The sequence below is a fragment of the Halanaerobium saccharolyticum genome, assembly GCF_003259895.1.
Lineage (GTDB): Bacteria > Bacillota > Halanaerobiia > Halanaerobiales > Halanaerobiaceae > Halanaerobium > Halanaerobium saccharolyticum_A.
In genome coordinates, this window is sequence record NZ_QLME01000023.1 from 1 (window position 1) to 18,720 (window position 18,720).

The 18,720-nt window shown below is 34.4% G+C and carries 20 protein-coding genes; 4 read left to right on the forward strand and 16 right to left on the reverse strand.

All coding sequences use genetic code 11. The annotated features are described in order from the left end of the window. Window positions 1-111 precede the first annotated feature (111 nt). Together C7958_RS12345 and C7958_RS12350 are read right to left on the reverse strand one after the other, a co-directional pair. Window positions 112-306: a PTS transporter subunit EIIB gene (locus C7958_RS12345; RefSeq protein ID WP_309250763.1), complete on the reverse strand. Its 195-nt coding sequence runs from the start codon at window positions 304-306 to the stop codon at window positions 112-114. A gap of 100 nt (window positions 307-406) precedes the next feature. Next, a complete protein-coding gene (locus tag C7958_RS12350) occupies window positions 407-1,261 on the reverse strand; it encodes a PRD domain-containing protein (protein WP_111572985.1) in 855 nt (284 codons plus the stop codon). Between the two features lie 427 nt (window positions 1,262-1,688). On the opposite strand from C7958_RS12350, the gene C7958_RS12355 reads away from it, so the two are divergent. Next, window positions 1,689-2,492, forward strand: coding sequence for a histidinol-phosphatase HisJ family protein (locus C7958_RS12355; protein ID WP_111572986.1), 804 nt, complete (start codon window positions 1,689-1,691; stop codon window positions 2,490-2,492). A 42-nt stretch (window positions 2,493-2,534) separates the two neighbouring features. Here C7958_RS12355 and otsB read toward each other — a convergent pair whose 3' ends face one another. From otsB to C7958_RS12375, 4 genes are all read right to left on the reverse strand, one after another. Then, window positions 2,535-3,329 (reverse strand): trehalose-phosphatase, encoded by a 795-nt coding sequence (otsB, locus tag C7958_RS12360; protein ID WP_111572987.1) that lies wholly within the window; start codon window positions 3,327-3,329, stop codon window positions 2,535-2,537. Then, complete coding sequence (locus C7958_RS12365) at window positions 3,322-4,734, reverse strand: alpha,alpha-trehalose-phosphate synthase (UDP-forming) (protein WP_111572988.1); 1,413 nt, start codon at window positions 4,732-4,734, stop codon at window positions 3,322-3,324. Before C7958_RS12365 ends, otsB begins: the two co-directional genes overlap by 8 nt. Window positions 4,735-4,811: 77 nt before the next feature. Then, window positions 4,812-5,867 carry a diguanylate cyclase gene (locus tag C7958_RS12370; RefSeq protein ID WP_111572989.1) on the reverse strand — a complete coding sequence of 352 codons (1,056 nt, stop codon included), beginning with the start codon at window positions 5,865-5,867 and terminating at the stop codon, window positions 4,812-4,814. A 22-nt stretch (window positions 5,868-5,889) separates the two neighbouring features. Further along, window positions 5,890-6,087 carry a helix-turn-helix transcriptional regulator gene (locus tag C7958_RS12375; RefSeq protein ID WP_111572990.1) on the reverse strand — a complete coding sequence of 66 codons (198 nt, stop codon included), beginning with the start codon at window positions 6,085-6,087 and terminating at the stop codon, window positions 5,890-5,892. A 253-nt stretch (window positions 6,088-6,340) separates the two neighbouring features. Here C7958_RS12375 and C7958_RS12380 point away from each other — a divergent pair, with 253 nt between their 5' ends. Next, a complete protein-coding gene (locus C7958_RS12380; protein ID WP_111572991.1) occupies window positions 6,341-6,649 on the forward strand; it encodes a helix-turn-helix domain-containing protein in 309 nt (102 codons plus the stop codon). Window positions 6,650-6,756: 107 nt separating this feature from the next. On the opposite strand, the gene C7958_RS12385 is transcribed toward C7958_RS12380, so the two are convergent. Both C7958_RS12385 and C7958_RS12390 read right to left on the reverse strand, forming a co-directional pair. Continuing rightward, a complete protein-coding gene (locus tag C7958_RS12385; protein WP_111572992.1) occupies window positions 6,757-7,347 on the reverse strand; it encodes an MBL fold metallo-hydrolase in 591 nt (196 codons plus the stop codon). A gap of 111 nt (window positions 7,348-7,458) precedes the next feature. Beyond that, the gene (locus C7958_RS12390; protein ID WP_111572993.1) at window positions 7,459-8,769 is read right to left on the reverse strand and encodes a glucose-1-phosphate adenylyltransferase; all 1,311 of its coding nucleotides are present in this window, start codon (window positions 8,767-8,769) and stop codon (window positions 7,459-7,461) included. A 212-nt stretch (window positions 8,770-8,981) separates the two neighbouring features. On the opposite strand from C7958_RS12390, the gene C7958_RS12395 reads away from it, so the two are divergent. Continuing rightward, window positions 8,982-9,950 carry a cytidylate kinase family protein gene (locus C7958_RS12395; RefSeq protein WP_111572994.1) on the forward strand — a complete coding sequence of 323 codons (969 nt, stop codon included), beginning with the start codon at window positions 8,982-8,984 and terminating at the stop codon, window positions 9,948-9,950. Continuing rightward, a complete protein-coding gene (gene hpt, locus C7958_RS12400; RefSeq protein WP_111572995.1) occupies window positions 9,951-10,487 on the forward strand; it encodes a hypoxanthine phosphoribosyltransferase in 537 nt (178 codons plus the stop codon). A gap of 77 nt (window positions 10,488-10,564) precedes the next feature. Here the strand turns inward: hpt and C7958_RS12405 are convergent, their stop codons facing one another. The 8 genes from C7958_RS12405 to C7958_RS12440 form a co-directional block, all read right to left on the reverse strand. Continuing rightward, on the reverse strand, window positions 10,565-11,302 hold the full coding sequence (locus C7958_RS12405) for an SIR2 family NAD-dependent protein deacylase (protein WP_111572996.1): 738 nt from the start codon (window positions 11,300-11,302) through the stop codon (window positions 10,565-10,567). Window positions 11,303-11,371: 69 nt separating this feature from the next. Next, entirely contained in the window at window positions 11,372-12,046 is a 675-nt protein-coding gene (locus C7958_RS12410) for a hypothetical protein (RefSeq protein ID WP_111572997.1), read from the reverse strand. A 220-nt stretch (window positions 12,047-12,266) separates the two neighbouring features. Further along, window positions 12,267-13,268, reverse strand: a complete 1,002-nt coding sequence (gene rhaS / locus C7958_RS12415) for a rhamnose ABC transporter substrate-binding protein (protein WP_111572998.1) — start codon at window positions 13,266-13,268, stop codon at window positions 12,267-12,269. A 93-nt stretch (window positions 13,269-13,361) separates the two neighbouring features. Beyond that, a complete protein-coding gene (locus C7958_RS12420) occupies window positions 13,362-14,372 on the reverse strand; it encodes an ABC transporter permease (RefSeq protein ID WP_111572999.1) in 1,011 nt (336 codons plus the stop codon). Window positions 14,373-14,374: 2 nt separating this feature from the next. After that, entirely contained in the window at window positions 14,375-15,382 is a 1,008-nt protein-coding gene (locus C7958_RS12425; RefSeq protein WP_111573000.1) for an ABC transporter permease, read from the reverse strand. A 28-nt stretch (window positions 15,383-15,410) separates the two neighbouring features. Then, on the reverse strand, window positions 15,411-16,910 hold the full coding sequence (locus C7958_RS12430; protein WP_111573001.1) for a sugar ABC transporter ATP-binding protein: 1,500 nt from the start codon (window positions 16,908-16,910) through the stop codon (window positions 15,411-15,413). A gap of 99 nt (window positions 16,911-17,009) precedes the next feature. Then, entirely contained in the window at window positions 17,010-17,336 is a 327-nt protein-coding gene (locus C7958_RS12435) for an L-rhamnose mutarotase (protein WP_111573002.1), read from the reverse strand. A 221-nt stretch (window positions 17,337-17,557) separates the two neighbouring features. Beyond that, complete coding sequence (locus C7958_RS12440) at window positions 17,558-18,712, reverse strand: iron-containing alcohol dehydrogenase (protein WP_111573003.1); 1,155 nt, start codon at window positions 18,710-18,712, stop codon at window positions 17,558-17,560. Between the last annotated feature and the right edge of the window lie 8 nt (window positions 18,713-18,720).

Sequence of the window (18,720 nt, forward strand, 5' to 3'; positions counted from 1 at the left end):
AATCCCAATTATAAGGAGTTTTTCTATTTTAAGCAAGTATTTTCGCTGAAAATAGAACTTGACTTTTCTTAAATATTTTTATGCAATGCTAGTGAAAAAATTTGATTACAGCTATCTAAGATTAACTGGAATGTTATCATGAACTAAAGAAAATAATAAATCTATAAAATCCGTAAGAACTCGCAGTACACCTTCTAAACTTTCTATTTCTTCAATATCTGCTATACTGTCATCTTTGAGAACAAAGCGTAATCTTGTCATACAATTTGTAACACTCGAGACATTATCTGCTCCTTCCCCAATAATTCTTTTGCTACTTTAGCATGATCTAACCCACACTTATCCCTCCTTATTTTTTACTTTGTATTTTAGACATCTATGTGAAGGTACCGGTACCTAATCACCATTATAATGAATTAACATCGTTTAAACGCTGTAAATGAATCGTCATATATCCTTTTTCTGCTTCACTAATTTCTAAATCCAATTCTGATTTAATCTTTTCTGATAATTTATCGGAAACTGAATATGCTTGATTAAACTCACTCTTGATACTTTCTATGAGAGGGTTCTGCACATCAATATTATTATTTACTCTTTCAATGCTAAAATGAAGATGATTAACTAATCTGATATAATTTGAATCTCCTGGATCAAGTTCTATATTTAATTCGTCCTGAATAATATCTATTAGTTCATTAATCAAACTCACATTTCGATAAGTATTTCGCACATTGGTATTTTCCCGGGCTGCATAAAAATGCATGGTTATAAAGCCAATTTCATCTTCAGGTAGTTTGGTATCTAATTTATTATTTAAAATCTCTAATGCTTTAACTGCAACTTTATACTCATCTTTATATAAGATCTTTATTTCCTCCAGAAATGGAAACTCAATCACCATATCTGATTCCATTCTTTCTCTGGCAAAGCTTACATGGTCAGTAAGTGCAATATGAATATGCTGATTTAGCTGCCCTAAATTTTCTTCAGCAATCGAAATGATTTCCTCACAGACTCTAATTATTTCTCCATCCATTTCATCAATTAAACTGAAGTATTCTTTTTCAAACTTTTCGCCATAGGTTACAAAAGATTTTTCAATCTTTTCAGGATCTAGTTTTATTGCTGCTCCCTCTTTTTTACCAAAGGCAATACCTTTGCCAACTAAAACCTCTTCTTTTTTGTTATCTTTTCGTTTAACTAAAATCACATTATTATTAAATGCTTTAACTACAGTGCACTTAATCTTTTTAGTCATCTATTTACCTCCTAAAAATCCTGAGAAAAAATAAAAATATATAAAAAAAACCAGAAAAGAGGGTATAGAAAACCCTACTTTTCTGGTTTATGCCTGCCGAACAGTAACACGCCATCACTATATTAAATTTATTTAGGCTTTGATTTTGAATTTATTGATTATAATTTTATATTATTTTCATAATATTGTCAAGGATTTAACTGCAGATAATTTTACAGCTAGAATTATAATATTTAATTTTCTAGGCAATAATTTCTCCCTTAAATAATAAATTTTATTCAACATTATCCAGCCAAAAAATCAATTTAAGTTTAAATTAAAATTTAATTTATTTTTCTCTGCAGTTGTGCTATGATAAGAACAAATAGAGTTATATCAAGCTTAAAATAGATCTTTTAAATCATAAACAATACCGAGGAGGAAAAATATGTTGTTTGATTATCATCTGCACTCCCAATTTTCTGCTGACTCAGAGATGACAATGGATCAGCTCTGTCAGGCAGCTGTTAAACTGGGTCTGGACGAAATAGCAATTACCGACCACCATGACATTGATTATCAGGATGATACAATTGAATTTTTAATAGACAAAAAAGAATATTTAAAAGAAATAGAAAAGTTTCAGCAAAAATACAAAAAACAGATTAAAATTAAAAAAGGAATAGAAATAGGTCTACAGCCACATATATATAAAGAATGCAGGAAGTATATCTCAGATGATTTTGATTTTGTAATCGGCTCTTTTCATACTGCTGAACATGCTGATTTATATAATGGAGATTTTTTTGCAGGCTACAGCCAGTGGGAAGCTTATATTCAGTATCTTAAGTCTGTGCTTGAGGTAGTCCAGAATTATGATGACTACAGTGTAATCGGCCATCTTGACATTATCCGCCGCTATGGAGATTTCGAAACTCAACCGGAACTGCTGAAAAATAAGGAGGCTTTCGATTTGATAAAACAAATATTGAAAGTAATAATAAACAAAAATCGGGGTTTAGAGGTTAATACTTCTGGTTATCGAATTGATGGTAAAAATCCACTCCCCAGCTTTGAAATTTTAAAGTTATATCATCAGCTCGGTGGTGAAATTCTAACTATTGGTTCTGACAGCCACAACATAGAGGACATAACTAAAAAATTTGATTATACAATTTCCAGGCTTAAAGAAATTGGGTTTAATCAGCTCACAACTTTTGCCCATCTGGAACCAAAATTTCATAAAATATAACAGCAATTAAAAAAATATTTAAGAACAAAAAATGCAGGAGACCTAAAGTTCTCCTGCGATTACTTTTAATAATTCTGCTGTATCTTCTGGATTTTTAAGATAATATTCTGCCTCTGTATTTAGGTCATCCTCGTTCTGAACATAAATAGTAATCCCATCTTTTATAACTTCAAAAGCATCCTCATCTGTCCGGTCATCACCAATATAAATCCTTAAAATATTATCTATCTCTAAATTTTTTCTGATCTGATCACTAATATAATTGATTGCCTTTCCTTTGTCCCAGCCTACCGGCCTGATTTCAATCAATTTTCTACCGGAAAGGACCTGATAAGCCGTATTTTCAAATAAGGCCTGAAGCTTTTTTTCTTCTGCTGACTGCTCATTTTCGGATTCAAAGTGCAGGGCCAGCCCAAAGCCTTTATCTTCCACACGGACACCATCTAACTTTGAATATTTTTCTCTGCTCTTTTGATAATTTTTCCTGCTTAAAACATCAAGCTCTTGCTTCTGATGAGGATAAATTACGCCCTTTGTAAAAGACATCTCTATTTCTAAACCATGACTGCCCGCATAATGACAGCGGTTTAAATCAATCATCTTTTTCAATTCACTTAATTTTCTCCCGGAAACCAGACTCAAATGATACTTCTGGCTTTTTTCTAATTTTTTTAAACTGCTTTCTGCCTCCGGTAAAGCAAAAGCAGAAAGAGGATCAACTTTAAAAGGAGCCAGGGTTCCATCATAATCGAGAAAAAGGAAGATATTTTCTACCCTGGCTAAGCTATTTTTTATTTTATTCAAATTCTGCTCGTCCAGAACATAGCTATTATTCATAACTATCAAGCCACTTTTCAAGGAAAGTGTCCCGCCACCAGTTAATATCATATTCTTTAAGGTCAGCTTGAGCCTTTTTTAGTCGCTCTTTCTTCTCTGATTCGGGCATTTCAAGCCCCTGATAAATACTATCTGCTACTGCTTCCACATCATAGGGATTAACTTTAATTGCACTGTCTAAATATTCCGCTGCACCTGCAAACTCGGACAGCAGCAGCACTCCAGAATCCTGAACTGCAAGATATTCTTTAGCCACCAGGTTCATGCCATCAATTGAAGCAGTAATTAATGCTAAATCTGCTACTTTATAATACGGCAGCAGCTCTTCCTGTGGGACCGAACCATAAAAATATTTAACAGGCTGCCAGCGATCTTTCTGATATTTACCGTTGATTTCTGCAACTTTTTTCTCTATCCTTTCTTTCATCTGCTGATATTCTTCAATTCCAGTTCGACTGGGAGCCACCCGCTGGACAAAAGTTACCCTGCACTGATATTCGGGATATTTTTCAAAAAATCTATCAATGCCTTCCAGTCTTTCTTCTATTCCTTTAGTATAATCCAGTCTATCAACTGCAAACACTAGCTTTTCTGCAGAATACTCTTGCTTAATATTTCTGGCTTTTTCAAGATATTCTTCGTCCTCTGCAAGCTGATGGAAACGATGATAATCAATACCCAGGGGAATGCTCTCTACTCTAGTTTTTGATCCTTGATAATAAATTTCTCTGGTAGAAAAGTTAACATCTGCTCCCAACTTTTTAGCACAGTCGATAAAGTTGTAGACAAAAGAATCGGTATGAAAAGCCAGAAAGTCAGCTGCCAGCATCCCTTCTAAAATTTCCTCCCGCCAGGGAATAGTTCTAAAAGCCTCCCAGGCAGGCCAGGGTATGTGCCAAAAGAGTGATGTCTTAGCACTACTTTCTGCCAGCAATCCAGGCAATAGGGCCAGATGATAATCATGAATCCAGACTAAATCATCTTCCTGCAGCTCTTCCTTAACACTATCAGCATACTTTTGATTTACTTTTTTATAACTCTGCCAGTATTCTTTTTTATAATTAGCCTTTGAAATAAAGGTATGGCTAATCGGCCACATTACCTCATTGGAAAACCCGTAATAAAAGCCATTTTTTTCTTCTTCACTCAACTGAATTCTCTTTAATGTATAACCATTCTCATCAGGTACCTTAACTTTATTTTCCTGATTAACTACTTTAAAATCTGCTTCGCCTCGTCCCCAGGCAATCCAGAGTCCATTGTCTTCCTGCATCATGGGGTCCAGGCCGGTTGTTAATCCTCCTGCAAGTTTTTCCTGTTTTATTTCCTGGTTCTGATTTACATGTTTATATGGTTCACCATTGGAAACAAGAACAAGTCTTTTCTGCTTCAATTCTGCTTCCATAATTATTACCTCCTGTTTTGTAAACTTATCCATTCTCCTATGTATAACATAACAAATATTAGAGGCAATTAAAGTAATTATTTAACAAACTCGAGTTCAATCTGGTTTCGATTTTTAATTAAATCAATAAATTCCGCGGCCAGCAGAGGATCAAATTGAGTTCCCGCACAATTTCCAATTTCTTTTAATGCTGCTGCAGCTGAACCTGATTTTTTATATGGTCTCTCATGAGTTATAACATCATATGTATCCACAATAGAAATAATTCTAGCCAGATAAGGTATTTCTCCTTTTTCTAAACCTCTGGGATAACCTCTGCCATCCCACCTTTCGTGATGTGCTAAAATGATATTAGCTACATTTTCCAGAGCTGGCATTGATCTAATTATTCTGTATCCTATGTTAGTATGTTCTTTAACCTTTTTGAATTCAGCTTCAGTCAAAGCTCCTGGTTTATTTAAAATATAATCAGCAATAATTATCTTGCCTATATCATGTAGACGAGCAGCAATTTTCAATTCATCAATCTGATAAACAGGAATTTTTAACTTCTCTGCCAGCTTAACAGAGAGCAGCTCCATTCTGCGAGCATGAGCTACAGTTTCTCCTGTTTTTTCTCCCAGCATTCTCTCAAAAGCAGAAAAAATTTCAAACTTAAAACTACCAGCTACAGAAATCTTATTTCTGTACATTCTATTATTTGCAAGCTGATAAACATCAGTAAGTTTCTGTTCTTTAGTTGATCTGGAGGCTATCCCGAGCGCCAGTGTCATTTTTTGATATTTTCCACTAAGAAAATTGTAATTTATTATGATCTCTTCTGAAATTTTCTCTGCTTTTTTAATGTCACTTTTCGGAAGTAAAATGACGAATTCGTCTCCACCACTTCTTGCTGCTATGTCATTTTTATCACAAAAAGAACTTAATATTTCTGCTGTCTTTTTAATAAATAAATTACCACGCTCATATCCCTGATTCTCATTTATTTTCTTTAGATTATTCAAATTTCCTAAAATAATGCTAAATGGATACAGCTGCTTTTGATCAAACTCTTTTATTTTCTTTTCAAAATACTGGCGATTATAAATATCTGTCAGTTGGTCACGATACTGCTTTATTTTTATATTTTGCATATCCCTCACCCCATAAATTCAGTCATCTCAAAAGGTCATTTAAAGGGACATCCAGAGCCTTAGATATTTTTTCTAAGCTTTTTAAGGAAGGACTCTGTAGTCCATTTTCAATATTGCTTAAAAAAGATTGCGCAAGCCCAGCTTTCTCCGCCAGTTTTAGCTGAGTTAGCTCTCTTTCTTTTCGGAACCTTTTGATTTTTCTTGCTAATTTTGCTGACATAATCTCTCCTCCCTTAATAATATATTAACTATATATTATATTATCACTATAATGAACTATATTCAATAATTATAATGGTTAGAATGTCTATTAACAGATTATTTTTAAAATTAAATTTAGAAAATTAAGTTTTTTACTATTTTTTGTCAGAAATAACTGGTATAATAGTATTAAATTATCATTATAGTGATATAATATATATTACAAATTCTGAAATTATTAGAAGATAATATTTTGTAGGGAGGTATTTATTATGAATATCGGAAAGCGTTTGAAAAAATATCGAAATCAGAGAGGCTTAAGTCAAAAAAGATTATCTAATCACACCGGTATCAGCCAGTCATTTATCAGTTCCATTGAGTCCAACAAACAGTCACCCACCATTACAACCTTAGAAAGAATCTGTAGAGCTCTTGGAATTACAATTGCAGAATTTTTTTCTAAACCGGATAATTCTGTTCCTGATTCATTGCGGCCTCTGCTGGACAATGCCAGACAGCTGAGCCCTGCCCAAAGAAAAAATTTAATTAATTTTTTGGAAAGTTTAAATAGAGATAAATAAATTTACATAAAAGCTCTCAGGATATTTAATCTTCCCGAGAGCTTTTCTCTATTTTATAAATTCAACTCAGGATCTTGTTAAAACTTAATTATAACTAAATCAGCCTTTTATAATTCCAATTCCTCGCCAACTTCTATCACCTTAGATTTACACCCGATCTGCTCAAATTTACTGGATAAACCTTTGGCCTGCAGTAATTCCTGTCTTTCTTCTGGATCATAATGATAGGGTACTGCCATCGCTGGACTAAGTTTAATTGCTTTTTCTAGATAGTCAGAAAAATGATCATTAAAACAGGCTGTAAAAAGTAGTTCAATTTCTTCCTCAGGATCAGGATAGTCAGAGGCATCTGCTGTCTGATATAAGCCTTTATAAAAATAAGCTACTGATTCTTCTGCCTGATAACAGTCAACATCTAAAACTTTGATTTCCTCTTCCAGAACATCCCCGGCTTTTACAACTTCTCCTTCAATCTCAAATTTATCATAAACTGACTGAGGTGCAAAAACTTTAGTCTGCTCATTACTTACTGCTGCCAGATGTTCCGGATTAATGTGATCATCATGCTCATGGGTAATTAACACAATATCTGCCTCAAAATCAGTTTCCAGCTTAAAGCTGGGATCAATTACAATATTTTTTTTATCCTCAATTAACAGGGCTGAATTTCCTAACCACTTAACTTTGATAATAATCATCTCCTATTAAAAATATTAAATCTAATTACCTTAATTTTAGCATAAAATCTTCAATAAATAAAATAGCTCCCCTCAAAAACCGAAGGGAGCCTGGATATCTATTAATTATTTTTAGGTATTTAATTCCCGCACATGATCTTCATCTCCAGCTGCAACTTTTTCTCCAATTTCGGAAGTGATTGTGCTGCCGCTTGCTATTTCTTTACTATCAAAATCTTCTACTCCTACATAAGAGAAGATCCTGCAGTTTCTACCAATAGTTGTGCCTTCTGGAATTGTGGCTCTTTTTGCTATTACATTTAGGCCATTATCTAAAAGATCAGGTTGATCTTTATTAGGTGTTAAGTCATCTCCGTCTCCAATTTTACAATTTGCCATAACTTCAACTTCTTTATCAATTATAGCTTTTTCTACAACCGAATTTTTTCTAATTATTGTGTCATTGAAAATGATAGAGTCTCTAACCACCGCCCCTTCTTCAATATAAACTCCAGGACTAATAATGGAATTTTCTACCACCCCATTAACTATAGATCCGTTGGAGATCAGACTTTTGGAAGCACAGGCATCTTTTCCAAATTTTACAGGAGGCTTTTCTTCACTCCTGGTATGCAGTTTCCACTCTTCGTTATATAAATTTAAACTTGGGATTGGATTGGTTAATTCCAGACTGCTTTCCCAGTAAGCTGCAAGCGTACCTACATCCTTCCAGTAATCATCAAATTCGTAGAGATAAACTCCACCTTTTTCGATCATTGGTGGTATAATATGATGACCAAAGTCTGAATCTTCTTCAGAACAGTATTTTTCCAGCACTTCTAATAATACTTCTTTTTTGAAGACATAAATCCCCATTGAAGCCAAATTGCTGGGCGGATCTGCCGGTTTTTCTACAAAGTCAGTAATTTTCATCTCATCATCATAATCTAAAATACCAAAACGATCTGCATCTTCATAGGGAACAGGTTGAGCTGCGATTGTCAAATCTGCTCCTTTTTCTTTATGATATTCCACCATTTTGCTGTAATCCATCTCATATACATGGTCACCGGAAAGAATAACTACCTCTTCTGGATCTTTATTTTTTATAAAACTCATATTTTTATAAATCGCATGGGCTGTTCCTTCATACCAGTCTGTGGTTCCTGGTTTACCTCGATATGGCTGTAGAATTGTAACTCCACCCATTCTGCGGTCTAAGTCCCATGGTTTTCCAATACCAATGTGATTATTTAAAGACATTGGTAAATACTGAGTTAAAACTCCTACATTATAAATACCCGAATTAACGCAGTTGCTTAAGGCAAAATCGATAAGTCTAAACTTTCCTGCAAATGGAACACTTGGTTTAGCTCGATGTGCTGATAAAATATCAAGCCTGGTACCTCTACCACCTGCTAAAATTAATGCTAAAGTTTTCATCGAATACCCCCTATTTATTAAACAAATTATAAAATTTTCTTCTTCTTATTATTATATTGGGCAAAAATAGTTAAAATCCTTTATTTTTTTAAGAATTCCGAATTAAATAATTATTCTGTTTTATTTGAACTAATTTTCCTTAATTTACTAATTGATATAGCCGCAGGCTGCTATTTATGCTATAATATGATTAAAGAAAGAAGGTGGAATTTATGCAGATAATAACAATTTCACAACAGACAGCAAGTGGTGGAGATGAAATTGCAGAAGAACTCTCCCATCGTCTTGGATTAAAGTTAATTGACCGCAGATTTGTGCTGAAAAACTGGCTGCCAGAAATTGCTGACGAGCACCAGCTGCATATGCTGGAGCAGAGCTCTAAATTCTATACTAAAATTGCCAATCCCGAAGCTGAAAAAGAAAAACAGATTACTTTTGCTGAATATATTTCTCAAAAACTAAAAAAAGAAGCAGAAAATAACAGGCTTCTCATTTTAGGGCTGGGAGCTCAAATCATATTTAACAACCATCCCTATGCCCTTCATTTTAAGATTGTTGCTTCCGAAAAATATCGAATTAAAGAACTGGAAAAAGAATTTGGTCTACATAAAGAGGAGGCTGCCCGGGAACTTGAATTAGCTGACCGCAAACACCGCCGCTATCTCTGGCGGATCCACGAGCAGGACTGGGAAAAACCAACTCTCTACCATTTAACATTAAATAGAGATGGGCTTAACTTAGAAGAAAGCATTTCGGTTTTAATGAACTTAATTGATCTTAAAAAAGAAAATCCCGGATCCTTAAATAATAATATCGAAGTTAAAACCGATATAAAAGAAAAAAAAAGTAACGGCCAGCGCAGCTTTGGCCATGAAAGTGAAAAAGAATTTGCCAAAGTCCTGGATATGCATCATATTAAATGGGAATATGAGCCAAGTGAATTCCCGCTGGAATGGGATCCAGATGGAAATGTGATCATGGCCTTTAGACCGGATTTTTATTTATCTGAACATGATACCTATGTTGAACTAACAACAATGAAAAGAAAATACACAACGGAAAAGAACAAAAAAGTTCGCCTCCTGCAGGAACTCTACCCCCATATTAATATAAAAATTGTTTATAAAAAGGATTTTGAACAGCTTGCCGAAAAATTTGAGCTAAAGGGGAGTGAAGAATAAATGGAAACAGATAATTTAGGAAAAGTTATTATTTCTGAAAAAGAAATTGCTGCCAGAATCGATGAGCTTGCAGCTCATCTTAATCAAGATTTTAAAGGCAGAGAAGTGATTTTGGTCAGCATTTTAAAAAGCTCACTCTATTTTATGACTGATCTAAGCCGCAAACTTAAATTCCCACTTAAACTGGATTTTTTAGAATTAAATCACTATGCAGATCAAGATAACTCAGGTGTTATAAGGGTAACCAGGGATCTCGAATTCAGCATTGCCGGCAAAGATGTTTTAATTATTGAAAATATTATCAGAACCGGTTTAACCCACAGCTATCTGCTAAAAAACCTGGGCGCCAGAAATCCAAAAAGCATCAGTATCTGCACCCTGCTTCATATCTCAGATAATAAGCTGCTGGATTTACCTGTTCAATATACTGGCTTCGAAATTGAAAACAATTTTGTGGTAGGATATGGACTGGACTATCAGGAAAAATATAGAAACCTACCTCATATTGCTTTAATCAAAGAAAATCCCCAGCCTTAAAGCTGAGGGTTTTTTGATATCTAAATTATTTATTTAACAACATGAAAGCTAATTTTTTAAACAAAATTTTCAATTAATCACTTATAAATTTCTGTTTCAATTTTTTTGAGTGCCTCAGTTGCTTTTTCCTGAATAAAAAGATCTGTAATATCATCAGTAAAATTTGATTTTTCAATATTAATCTCCAGGATTTTAGCTCCCTTACTTCTTGCTACAACTGGAATTAAGGAGGCAGGCTGCACCTCACCAGTTGTCCCAATTATGATAAACAAATCAGCTTTTTCTGCTTCTTCAAAAGATAGTTTTTCTGCTCTTTCAGGTATTGCCTCACCAAAAAATACAAAATCAGGTTTTAAAATTTCACCACATTCTCTGCATTTTGGAGGCAGTTCTGCCAGCAGCTCATCAGTCACATGATATTTAGCTCCACATTCAGTGCAGATTAAATAACGGGAATTACCGTGAAATTCAAATACATTTTGACTGCCTGCCTGCTGATGCAGATTGTCTATATTCTGAGTAATCACAGCCTGGACATGGCCATCTTTTTCCAGGCGGGCAATAACGCGATGAGCCTCATTTGGTTCTGCTTTGCCAAAATAATCATAAAAAATTTCCTTAATAGTATGCCAGCTTGCTTCCGGGTTCTTATAAAAGTTTTTAAGTTCTAAAATTACTGGATCATATTCATTCCAGAGCCCTTCTTCGCCTCGAAAAGGTGGTACACCACTTTCTACTGAAACACCGGCACCGGTAAATACTGTTGTATGATTTGAGTCCTTTATTAGTTCAGCAGCTTGCTGGTATTTATTCATATTCCTCACCTCAAAACTATTATATCATATTTTCTGATTGAATAGTCAAAAAAGCAGCCTCAGTCTTTATTAATCTAAAAAATCATCTTTATCATCTTCAAAAGTCCGCATAAACTCTACAGCCTTTTTACTGATATCAAAAAACTCTCCCCGCTGCCTTTCTCTAAAATAGCTGCTCTGTTTGTAGCTGACAAAATTATTCTGATCCAGCTGATAAATCTCCATCAGGGTCCAGCCCCAGTCAAATTTTTCACCTATCTCCTGTCTGAATATCTTTTTAGAGTTTAAAATAGAAGCCACTTCATAATTTGTGTGATTAAAGGGCTCAACTCTTTCATCAGCATTATATGTTATCAATTTTTCGATTTCAGCTTGCTTTTGATCCATTAACTTTTCAAATTTTATATGATCAGCATCTTTTTCCACTGCTTCTATTTCTTTTTTGCCAAGATAATGGAAGTTAAAATCATATAAAATTTTCATTTTAAGATAGATATATTCCTTAACATCAGAAAAACGGCCCTTGATTTTTTTAACGGGGTAGGAAATAACTTTTCTTTTTTCTAAATTACCCGCTCTATTATTTTTGACCAGTAAAAGAATATCCCCCACTTCTGTAAATCTATCCAGCTCAGCTTTTTTTAGAAATGTTTTTTCTTTTTCCGACCCTAATAAACTTTCTATTTCAATTTCTTCTGCAATATTATTTACTTTATAGAGATTAACTTTTTTAAATAAGCCCATTTGTTTCACCTCGAATTAATTATATCAATTCTAATAGTCCAGTCAATTTAGTAACAGATTTTTGATATTTCAATACTTTTCCTTTTTTTCTAAATTATAAACATAAAACCCCCTTGCTAACAGAGCAGATTTATTGCTTCACCTGACTGTCATAAGGGGGGGTATATCAAAGCTGCTAAAAATAAATTTTAGACTTTTTTTAATTTATTTAATCTAACTATTAATAAACTTCTTTCCACTGATCGATATTATCAGCATCAAATCTAAAGGGCGCTCCTAACATAATTTCAGTTCCCTCTCCTGCTTTAATTACTTCTTTTTCACCTAAGTCACCAGCTGTAAAGCTCTCTCCTGCTTCACCGGTAATCTCTTCTGCAACTAATCCTTCAGCTGCATATCCTGCAAGGTATCCTAAATCAATTGGATTCCAGAGATACATCCAGGGAGAAACACCATTTTTAATATATTCTGCCATTTCACTGGGAAGTCCTAAACCGGTAAGATAAACTTCTCCAACTAAGTCTCTATCAGTTAAAACCTTTCCAGCAGCTGCAATCCCTACAGTTGTAGGAGCAATAATACCTTTTAAATCTGGATATGATTTTAGAAGAGCTTCTGTTTCGGAAACACTTTTATCTCTTAAATCATCACCATAAGCAACCTTTACTAATTCAATATTATCATATTCTGGTTTTTCTAATTCTTTTTTCATCCAATCAATCCATAAATTCTGATTTGTAGCCTGAGAGGTAGCACTTAAAACAGCTATTTGTCCTTCTCCACCAATCATTTCTGCTATTCCCTGAATTTGAACTCTACCAATTTGCTCAGGATCTGCCTGATTGACATGAACCATTCTGCTGTTTGGATTTACTGATGAATCCAGGGAAAGAACTTTAATCCCTCTGCTCATTGCTTTCTGTAAAGCTGGTCTCAGGGCTTCAGGGTCATTAGCAGATATTGCAATTGCATCTACCCGCTGAGTAATTAACTGCTCAATCATAATGATCTGTGCTTCTACAGTTGGTTCTGCAGGTGCTTTGTAAATAGCTTCTCCCCCAACCTCGCTAATTGCGTTCTCAAATCCTTCTCTAACTTTTTCCATAAATGGATTCCCCGCACTTTTGACAACCAGAGCATATTTACCACTCTGGGCTGCTGCTGCACCTACCACGGTAAAAAGCATTAACAAAACCAACATTCCAATAATAATTTTTTTCATACATTTACTCCTCCTTTGAATTTTTATTAATTAAAATAAATTAGGAATTTTTATAGCCTAATTTAAAGTTAATTACACTAATTAGTTCAATGATTATTCAGACTTATTACCATAAAGCAGATTGGACACTAAAACTGAAATTATTAATAAAGCACCAATTATAATTAAAATCACCTGTGAAGGTACATTTACCAGGCCAAGTCCATAGCGAAGATAGCCAATAATGAAAATAGATAATAAAACGCCAATCATTCTTCCCTTACCTCCGGAGGTGCTGACACCACCAAGAACAACCATTGCTATTACATCAAGCTCATAACCTGAGGCAATATTAGGTCTGGTACTTCCCATTTTAGATGTTAAAAATAGGGCTGCAAGTGCTGCCATAAATCCATTTAGAGTAAAAACAATTAATTTAATTTTATCTACTTTAACCCCCGAGAAAAGACTGGCTATATCATTATTTCCAATTGCATATATCTTTCTGCCAAAAGTTGTTTTATGTAACAGAAGATAAAAGATAACTGCTGCAACAGAAAAAGCTATTAAAATAACCGGGATTAAATTTTTAATATAACCCCAACCGAGGAAATTAAACCACATTGGAAAACCACCTGCAGCCTGATCTTCGAGAATAATATAGGCTATCCCTCTATATAAAATCATAGTTGATAGAGTTACTATAACTGCAGAAAGTTCCTTGAATTTAACAATTAAAATTCCGTTAATAAAGCCAGCAGTAATCCCAACTAACAGACAGACAATAATAGCTAATGGCATTGATAAACCAGCATTATATAAAACTGCCATAATTACCGAAGATAAAGCAACAGTTGAACCAACCGAAATATCGATATCACCAAAAATAATGACAAAAGTCATAGAAAGAGCTATAAACGCTTTATCTAGAAAGGTCATAGTAGCATCAAGCAGGGTATAAGTATTTAGATAATATGGTGACAGCTGGGAGTTCATAATATGAATTGCAATAAATATTAAGAGCAGCAGCCATTCCCACTGCAGGAAAAAATCTTTTAAGTTAAATTCTTTTTCTGCTTTTATTTTTCTATTAAATGTTAATCCTTTTTCAAGCTTATTTTCCATATTTAATCTTCCCTCCTTATTTTGTTAGAACTACCAGTTTTTCTTTTTATTAAGGCACTAACTACTACCGCAATCAGGATTACTGCACCCTGAATTGCGTTCTGCCAGAAGGGAGAAACATTAATCATTGGTAAAGCATTTTCTAAAATCCCGTAAAGAAGCACTCCAGATAAAAGGCCGGTAACCTTACCCTCTCCTCCAGCAATACTAATCCCACCAATAACACAGGCGGCAATAACATTTAGTTCATAGCCAGAAGCAGTATTACTCTGTGCTGAAGCAAATTTTGAAACCCAGAGCACTCCGGATAAACCAGCAAGTGAACCCATAATAGAATAAACCAGCCAGGTAATTTTAGTAACATTTATCCCACTTACTTTTGCTGATTTGGGGCTGCTTCCTACTGCATAAATTTTACGACCGGTACGGGTATAATTTATAAAATAATAAAATACAAGATAAATAAAAATTGATATTACAATTAGATTATTGATTCCTAAAATGCTGCCTGTAGAAATAGATTTAAAACTATCTGACATCTGATAAGCGCTGACCCATTTACCCCCACTTATCAAAAAAGTAATACCTCTAAAGACATTCATCATACCCAGAGTAGCAATGATCGGAAGAATATTAAACTTTGCTACTAAAAGCCCAATTATTGATCCACTTACAAATCCAATTAAAGTTCCAATTAATAATGCAGCCAGGGGATGTAGTGCTGGATAGACGGATACCAGCATCGAGGTCAGCATACCCGATAGCGCTAAAGTAGCACCAATCGATAAATCAATACCTCTGGTAATTATAACCATCATCATTCCCACAGCTAAAATTGATAAAATAGCCGTATTTGTTAAAAGATCGTCCAGGTTAGCCATTGTTAAAAAATTGCTGTTGCGGAATTGGACAAAGATAGAAAGAATGATAATAAAGCCAATTAAACTAAATTCTCGAATTTGTTGAATTCTTTCTAAACTCATTCTATTTTCAGAACTTTTTTCAGCCATATGTATTCACCTCAAATATTCAAATTTATTATTTCTCAGCTTTCATTGCAGCTTCTAATATTTTCTCCTGGTCTGCCTCTTCAACATCCATTTCAGCTGTTATTTCGCCATTTCTCATCACTAAAATTCTGTCACCCATCCCTAAAACTTCGGGCATCTCGGAAGAAACCATTATAATTGCATAGCCCTGGGCTGCCAGATCACTCATTATTTCAAAAATTGCGGATTTTGCTCCAACATCGACTCCCTTAGTTGGTTCATCCAGGATTATAACTTTTAAATCTGAAGTTAGCAGCTTAGCTACCACAATTTTTTGCTGATTTCCACCAGAAAGCTGACTGGCCAGATTAAAAATCGATCTTGCTTTAACATTTACCTTTTCTGCCAATCTTTTAGCCATATTTTTTTCTTTTTTTCTGTCAATCCAACCCCGATTTGATATTTTATCTAAGGCAGATAGGCTAATATTCTTATCCAATTCCCAATCAAGAATTAATCCCTGTTCCTGCCGATCTTCGGGTAAATATCCTATCCCGAGATTCATTGCATCTTCAACTTCTTTAATTTCAACTTCCTTATTTTCAAAATAAATTATTCCACTATCATATTCCTTGATTCCAAATAACGATTCACATAATTCTGTCCTTCCTGCTCCAACAAGCCCGGTTACAGCAAGAATTTCTCCTTCATTTAAAGCAAAGGAGATATCTTTAAAATATCCTTTGCGGCTCAAATTTTCGACTCGCATTATCTCTTTACCAATTTCTTTTTCTGTTTTTGGAAACAGCTGATTTATTTCTCTTCCCACCATAGCCTTAATTAAATCTTTATTTGAAACTTCATTTACTCCCCAGGTCCCAATATATTTAGAATCTCTCAAGACTGTAACTCTATCAGCAAGCCGGTACATATCTTCAAAACGATGTGAAATAAAGATTATTGATGTACCAATTTTCTGTAATTTTTCTGTGATTATGTATAGATCTTCACTTTCCGTTTTGGTTAGTGAGGCTGTTGGCTCGTCCATGATGATTATTTCAGCTTTTGTGGAAATAGCTTTCGCAATCTCTACTATCTGCTGTTGAGCAACACTTAAAGTACTCATTCTTCTTCTGGGATCAAAATCCGCCCCCAACTCCTGTAGATGTTTAGCAGCTGCTTGATGCATATCTCCCCACATAATTCTTTTAGTTCTAGAATCTATTTTTTCATGCCCCATAAAAATGTTTTCAGTGACACTGAGGTGGGGATAGCTGGTAGCATGCTGATAAATTGCAGCTATACCAAGGGCTTTAGAATCATTGGGATCATTAATTTCAATTTTTTCTCCATTAAGATAAATCTCACCTTCATTTGGCTGATGAACACCAGTAATAACTTTAATAAAAGTTGATTTACCAGCTCCATTTTCTCCCATTAAGGCATGGATTTCTCCAGCTTTTAACTGAAAATTTACATTATCTAATGCTTTAACACCAGGAAATTTTTTAGTAATATTTTTTAACTCAAGTATGTATTGATCAGACATTATTCTCTCACTCCTTATCCTGCCGGGTATTGCCAGAAAAATAAATTCCAGAAAATTATTACAATTAAACTCATTAATCAGGATAAATTAATTGGCTCTTTATTTCTTATAAAACATCAATTCCATCGGCTCAATAACGGGAACTAATTTTCCTTCTTCATTCTCCTCACTGACCAGCAGATCTTCCATATAATGATTCCATTTAGCGACTATTTCGCTTTCTGCCTGGATTCTATCTGCATATTCACCATCCTGACATTCATAATAGCCAAATAGTTCTCTGCCAGAATTCCAGATGGAATAATTTTTAATACCAGCCTTATCTAAAACCTCCAGCATTTCAGGCCAGATTTGATCATGTCTTTTTTTATATTCTTCAGTTGTACTTTCATCTTTTAGAAATAATTTGAATCCAAATCTCTGCATCTTAGCACCCCGTTTTAAAATTGATATTTTTCAAAAAATTAAAATTATAAATGCATAGTCTTACAATTTTCAGTTCCTACTTTGCTTTGTTTTGTTTTATTTAATCTGTATTTATTATAACTTATCTTTTGTTAAAATTCAATATATTCTTTATTTATTTTTGTTTTTCTTGTTTAACTGGCTCACTAATTTAAACTAGTGAGCCAGTTATTACTTTAAATTTACATTGCCCTCTTATAAATCTCGATTGTTGCTTCCAGATCTACCTCGCGAGGATTAGTTCCCTTACAGACATCATTTAGTGCATTTTTAGCCATTTCTTCCAGATCTTCTTCTTTAACTCCCAGTTCTTCTAGACCGGCAGGAATCCCAATATCACTGGACAATTCCTTAATAGCTTCAATTGCAGCCTGATTTGCCTCTACTGTAGAAAGTCCTTCTACATCTTTACCCAGTGCCTGAGCAACATTTCTCAGTTTATCACCGGTATTTTTAGAATTATATTCTTCTACATGGGGCAGTAAAACTGCATTACAGACTCCATGTGGTAAATCATACATTCCTCCCAGCTGGTGAGCCATACAATGTACATAACCTAAACCTGCATTATTAAATGACATTCCAGCTATGTAGGAAGCATAAGCCATTTTAGATCTTGCTTCTAAATCATCACCGTTTTCTACCGCATCTCTCAGGGCTTCTCCAACCAGTTCAATTGATTCTAAAGCCAATTTATCACTCAAACGAAAAGCTCCTTCTGAAACATAAGCTTCTACAGCATGAGTCAAAACATCCATTCCGGTCGCTGCAGTTAAATCTGCTGGCTTGGCAGTCATTAATTTCGGGTCACTAACTGCAATTTCTGCCAGAGAGTTTTTGTCCACCATTACCATTTTGATATGAGTGTCTTCGTTTGTAATTACATAATTAATTGTTACCTCACTGGCTGTTCCGGCAGTGGTATTGACTGCTACAATAGGTAATGACTTATTATCTGATTGATCTATTCCCTCATAATCTTTAATATTTCCACCATTTGTCGCTAAGATTCCAATTCCTTTAGCTGCATCCTGTGGTGAGCCACCACCTAAGGAAAGAATAAAATCACAATCATTTTCCTTTAAAACCGCTAAACCATCATTGACATTCTTAGTAGTTGGATTTGGCTGCACCTGATCAAAGACAACATAATCAATTGAGTTTTCAGCTAAAACAGCTGTTATTTTATCAACTATGCCAATCTCGTTTAATACCTGATCAGTTACAACTAGAGCCTTTTTAAAGTCTCGTGACTGAAGCGCCTGTCCCATATCCTTAATCGCACCAGGTCCAATAAAAGTTGTTGACGGCCAATACAAAGTTCTGCTTTCTAACATTAAAATTC